We start from the raw sequence: 5,210 nt of genomic DNA on the forward strand, positions 1-5,210 counted from the left end.
CCCCTGGTGACCTCGACAGCCCCCGGCTAGGCCCGCCCCGGGGCGCACCCCAGATCAGTGCAAAAAACTGGCACGGCCATTGCTTGGCACAGGCAAGGGCCGGGCAGGCCCACGCAATTCAGCAGTGCAAAGGCGCACAGAAGAGTTGTAAGGACGAAGGCGTCCCCACATGCGGTTCCGAGACCTCGGAGCAGCATCGTGTGGACGCCTTTTTTGTTTTTCACGTCGCCCTGGCGATGGAACCGATGGAGTGAGTTGCGATGAAAAAGCTCAAGCTGGTGATGGTGGGAAACGGCATGGCCGGGGTGCGCACGCTGGAAGAGCTGCTCAAGATCGCCCCAGATCTGTATGACATCACGGTGTTTGGCGCAGAGCCCCACCCCAACTACAACCGCATTCTGTTGTCCCCCGTGCTGGCGGGCGAGCAGACCATCGACGAGATCATCCTCAATGACTGGTCGTGGTACGCAGACAACCACATCACGCTGCACACCGGCTTCACCGTGACCGATGTGGACCGGGTGCGCCGCGTGGTCAGTGCCACCAGCCAGGACGGCGATGTGATCACCGCCGAATACGACCGCCTCATCCTCGCCACGGGCTCCAACCCGTTCATCCTGCCCATCCCTGGCAAAGACCTGCAAGGCGTGCTGGCCTACCGCGACATTGCCGATACGCAGGCCATGATCGACGCGGCCGCCACCTACAAGCACGCGGTGGTCATCGGCGGCGGCCTGCTGGGCCTGGAGGCCGCCAACGGCCTCATGAAGCGCGGCATGACTGTGAGCGTGGTGCATGTGATGCCGTCGCTGATGGAACGCCAGCTCGATGACGTGGCGGGCAAGATGCTGCAAAAGTCGCTGGAAGACCGCGGCATGCGCTTTTTGATGGGCGCGCAGACCAAGGAGCTGGTGGGCAACGCCGAAGGCCGCGTGGCCAGCGTGAAGTTCAAGGACGGTACCGAAGTTCCCGCTGACCTGGTGGTGATGGCCGTGGGTATCCGCCCCAACACGGCCTTGGCCGAAAAAATGCGCCTGCACGTGAACCGTGGCATTGTGGTGAGCGACACGCTGCAGACCACCACCGACGCGCGCATCTACGCCGTGGGCGAATGCGCCGCGCACCGGGGCATTGCCTATGGCCTGGTGGCCCCGCTGTTCGAGCAAGGCAAGGTGCTGGCCAACCATTTGGCCGAGTTCGGCATAGGCCGCTACCAGGGCTCGCTCACGTCCACCAAGCTCAAGGTCACGGGCATTGACCTCTTTAGTGCAGGCGACTTCCAGGGTGGTGAAGACACCGAAGAAATCGTGATGAGCGACCCCTTTGGCGGCGTGTACAAAAAGCTCGTCATCAAGAACGACAAGCTGGTGGGCGCCTGCCTGTATGGCGACACGGTGGACGGCAGCTGGTACTTCAAGCTGCTGCGCGATGGCCGCAGCGTGAGCGACATCCGCGACAAGCTGATGTTTGGCGAGAGCAACATCGGCGACGTGGGCCACCAGGGCCAGAGCAAGGCATCGGCAATGGCCGACACCGACGAGGTGTGCGGCTGCAACGGCGTGACCAAAGGCGCCATCTGCAAGGCCATCAAGGACAAGGGCCTGTTCACGCTGGACGAGGTGCGCAAGCACACCAAGGCCAGTGCCAGCTGCGGCTCGTGCACCGGGCTGGTAGAGCAGATCATCATGTTCACAGCGGGTGGCGACTACAGCGCCACGCCCAAGACCCGGGCCCTGTGCGGCTGCACGGACCATGGGCACCAGGCGGTGCGCGATGCGATCCGTGCCAACAAGCTGCTGAGCATTGGCGACGTCTTCAGGCACATGGAATGGAAGACGCCCAACGGCTGCGCCACCTGCCGCCCGGCGGTCAACTACTACCTCATCAGCACCTGGCCCAAAGACGCCAAGGACGACCCGCAAAGCCGCGCCATCAACGAACGCAGCCACGCCAACATCCAGAAAGACGGCACCTACAGCGTCATCCCCCGCATGTGGGGGGGCGAAACGACCGCCGACGAGCTGCGCCGCATTGCCGATGCGGCCGACAAGTACAACATCCCCACCATTAAGGTCACGGGCGGCCAGCGCATCGACCTGCTGGGTGTGAAGAAGGAAGACCTGCAGAACGTCTGGAAGGACATCGGCATGCCCAGCGGCCACGCCTACGCCAAAGCGCTGCGCACCGTGAAGACCTGCGTGGGCAGCGAATGGTGCCGCATGGGCACGCAAGACAGCACCCAGATGGGCAAAGACCTGGAGCGCGCCATGTGGCGCATGTACGCGCCGCACAAGGTCAAGTTTGCGGTGAGCGGCTGCCCCCGCAACTGCGCCGAAGCAGGCATCAAGGACGTGGGCATCATCGGCGTGGACAGCGGCTGGGAGATGTATGTGGCGGGCAACGGCGGCATCAAGACCGAGGTGGCGCACTTCTTCACCAAGCTCAAAACCGCCGAGGAGGTGCTGGAGTACACCGGCGCGTTTTGCGAGTTGTACCGCCAGGAAGGCTGGTACCTGGAGCGCACCGTGCACTACGTGAACCGCGTGGGTCTGGACTATGTGAAAAAACGCATTCTGGAAGACCACGCAGGCCGCAAGGCGCTGTGGGAGCAACTGCAGTTTGCACTCGATGGCGAGCCCGACCCCTGGTTTGAGTTTGACAAGGCGGCGGTGGACACACGCCAGTTCACGCCCCTGAGCGCCTGATCGGCAAGGAGCCTCACCATGCAACGCCGCACCCTTCTTACCTCAGCGGGCTATACGACGGCCTGGGGCGCTCTGGGCCTTCTGGTGCCAGCGGGCAAGGCCCAGGCCCAGGTGGCAGACCTGAACGACGCCATCAACAAGGCCGGGCGCCAGCGCATGCTGAGCCAGCGCATGGGCAAGGCCTGGCTGGCCCTGGCCCACAAGGCCGACACCCCTGCGGCGCGCGCCGTGCTGGAGCAGTCCCTGGCACTGTTCGAGCGCCAGCTGGGCGAACTCAAGGCCTATGCGCCCTCACCCGCCATCCGCGACACCTATGTAAAACTGGAAGGCGCCTGGGCCGACCACAAGGCCACGCTGATGGGCACCACGCCTTCGCGTGACGGCGTGGCCGCGCTGCTGCAGGCCGACGCCAAGGTGCTGGCCCTGGCCCACCAGGGCACCTCGCAGTACGAGGCCGCGCTGGGCAAGCCTGTGGGCCACCTGGTGAACGTGGCCGGGCGCCAACGCATGTTGAGCCAGCGCATGGCCAAGTTCTGCCTGTCGGCGATGCTGGGGGTGGACACCTCCACCGCCACCACCGAGATTGCCAAGGCGCGCGACGAATTCCTCAAAGCCACCGAGCTATTGCGCAACGCTCCCCAGGCCACCGCCCGCATCCGCCAGGAGCTGTTGTTGGCCGACGGCCAGTGGATTTTTTTTGACGCCGCCCTGCAGCGCATGGGCAATGCCAGCAACACGTTCCGCCAGGTGTCAGAAGTGTTTGTGAGCAGCGAAAACCTGCTGGCCAGCATGGACCGCGTGACCGGCATGTATGCCGCTCTGGCCGCGTAACGGCACTGCCAGCCCGCTTTTTCCGCATAGCTACACCTCCAAGGACTGACCCATGAATGACTGGAAACTGATTTGCCGCGTGGACGACATCCCCGTGCTCGGCTCCCGCCGCGTAGCACGTGAGCATGGGCTCGATGTCGCCATCTTCCGCAACGACGCCGGTGGCGTCTTCGCCCTGCTGGACCGCTGCCCCCACAAGGGCGGCCCGCTGAGCCAGGGCATTGTGTTTGGCACGCATGTGGCCTGCCCCATGCACAACTGGACGATAGGCTTGTGCGACGGGCAGGCGTCTGCGCCGGATGAGGGGTGCACGCCGAAGTTTGCGGTGAAGGTGGAGGACGGCGCGGTGTACCTGGACAGCCACGAACTGGCCACGCTGGCCACCGACCTGGCCCGCCCCATTGCAGGGCCCGCGCGGCGCACCGCCACGGCATGAACCGCCGTGGCCGCACCACAGACCGCCAGCACCACCATGCTATAAATTACATAGCAATAAGCGCTTGATGGACGCGCGCAGGTACCCAAAAAAGATCACAAATCCAGGCCCCTCGCCATGCAAGAAACCAAATCCACCTGCCCCTACTGCGGCGTAGGCTGCGGCGTGATCATCGAAAGCAACGGCACCCAGATCACCGGCGTGCGCGGCGACCCCAACCACCCCGCCAACTTTGGCCGCCTGTGCACCAAGGGCTCGACCCTGCACCTCACCGCCAGCAGCCCCATCACGCTGCAGACCCGGCTGCTACAGCCGCAGCGCCGCACGCACCGCGCAGATGCACCCCAGTCGCTGTCTTGGGACGCCGCCCTGGTTCTGGCCACCGAGAAGTTTGCCCACATCATCCAGCAGCACGGCCCCGACGCTGTGGGCTTTTACGTGAGCGGCCAGTTGCTCACCGAGGACTACTACGTCTTCAACAAGCTGGCCAAAGGCCTGATCGGCACCAACAACATCGACACCAACTCGCGCCTGTGCATGAGCAGCGCCGTGGCGGGCTACAAGCAGACACTGGGCGCCGATGCACCGCCTGCCTGCTACGACGATGTGAAACATGCGCAGTGCCTGTTCATCGTGGGCAGCAATGCGGCATGGGCGCACCCCATTCTTTTCAGGCGCATCGAAGACGCGCGCGCCGCCAACCCCGGCATGAAGGTCATCGTCGCCGACCCGCGCCGCACCGATACGGCAGGCATGGCCGACCTGTTTTTGCCCATCCAGCCCGGCAGCGATGTGATGCTGTTCAACGGCATGCTGCACCTGATGCTGTGGGAAGGCTGGACGAACGCCAAATACATCGCCGCACACACAACGGGCTTTGAGACGCTCAAGGCCCTTGTGCGCGACTGCACGCCAGAGCGTGTGGCGCAGGTATGCGGCATCTCGGTGGCAGACCTGACGACGGCGGCACAGTGGTTTGCAACGTCCCAAGCGACTTTGAGCCTGTACTGCCAGGGCCTGAACCAGAGCAGCAGTGGCACCGCCAAGAACGCCACACTCATCAACCTGCACCTGGCCACGGGCCAAATCGGCAAACCCGGCGCAGGCCCGTTCAGCCTGACGGGCCAGCCCAACGCCATGGGTGGACGCGAAGTGGGCGGGCTGGCCAACTTGCTCAGCGCCCACCGCGACCTGGCCAACCCACAGCACCGCGCCGAAGTAGCCGCACTGTGGGGGGT

At 64.4% G+C, this 5,210-nt stretch carries 4 protein-coding genes; all 4 read left to right on the forward strand.

Features of this window, described 5'->3' with window-relative positions; translation table 11 throughout:
- Window positions 1–260: 260 nt before the first annotated feature.
- Window positions 261–2,705, forward strand: coding sequence for a nitrite reductase large subunit NirB (gene nirB / locus DBR12_RS14370; protein WP_108617885.1), 2,445 nt, complete (start codon window positions 261–263; stop codon window positions 2,703–2,705).
- Window positions 2,706–2,723: 18 nt separating this feature from the next.
- Window positions 2,724–3,536, forward strand: a complete 813-nt coding sequence (locus tag DBR12_RS14375; protein ID WP_108617886.1) for a type IV pili methyl-accepting chemotaxis transducer N-terminal domain-containing protein — start codon at window positions 2,724–2,726, stop codon at window positions 3,534–3,536.
- A gap of 52 nt (window positions 3,537–3,588) precedes the next feature.
- Complete coding sequence (nirD, locus tag DBR12_RS14380; protein ID WP_108617887.1) at window positions 3,589–3,972, forward strand: nitrite reductase small subunit NirD; 384 nt, start codon at window positions 3,589–3,591, stop codon at window positions 3,970–3,972.
- 117 nt (window positions 3,973–4,089) lie between these two features.
- Window positions 4,090–5,210 (forward strand): molybdopterin-dependent oxidoreductase (locus DBR12_RS22910; RefSeq protein WP_233244526.1); only part of this gene is annotated, 1,121 nt, incomplete at its 3' end.

Source organism: Acidovorax sp. HMWF029 (assembly GCF_003060895.1).
In the GTDB taxonomy this organism is placed as follows: domain Bacteria; phylum Pseudomonadota; class Gammaproteobacteria; order Burkholderiales; family Burkholderiaceae_C; genus Acidovorax.